Genomic DNA, 454 nt, shown 5'->3' with positions numbered 1-454 from the left:
AGACGCTGACCTACCGCTTCGAGGGCATCGAGAACGGGATGACCTTGCGACGCTACTGGACGTCGGCCTGTCCGACTTGCCCGATCAAGAACCTTTGTACGCCCGCCGAGCAGCGGCGCGTCACGCGTTGGGAACACGAGCACGTGCTGGAAGCCGTCCAGCGCCGGCTCGACGAGAACCCGAACGCGATGCGTGACCGCCGCCAGACGGTCGAGCACGTCTTCGGCACCCTCAAAGCCTGGATGGGAGCGACCCACTTCCTGACCCGGGGACTGAGGAATGTGGCCAGCGAGATGAGCCTGCAGGTTCTCGCCTACAACATGAAGCGAGTGATCGCGATCCTCGGTGCCGGCCCACTCATCGCAGCCATCCGAGGATGAAAGCCCGGACCCTTTGGGCCTTGCGCTGTCGGGTCCGTCCAGTCCGCAAACGCGTTCTCACACAGCCTCCACCC

Annotated in this window: 1 protein-coding gene; it reads left to right on the top strand. The window is 64.5% G+C overall.

The features are described from left to right. A partial coding sequence (locus tag FV223_RS29855; RefSeq protein ID WP_147730150.1) for a transposase occupies positions 1-380 on the top strand: 380 nt, incomplete at its 5' end. Between the last annotated feature and the right edge of the window lie 74 nt (positions 381-454).

The organism is Methylobacterium sp. WL116 (assembly GCF_008039455.1).
In the GTDB taxonomy this organism is placed as follows: Bacteria; Pseudomonadota; Alphaproteobacteria; order Rhizobiales; family Beijerinckiaceae; genus Methylobacterium.
Note: the sequence above shows the minus strand (reverse complement) of the source record. Positions and strands in the feature narration are given on the sequence as shown.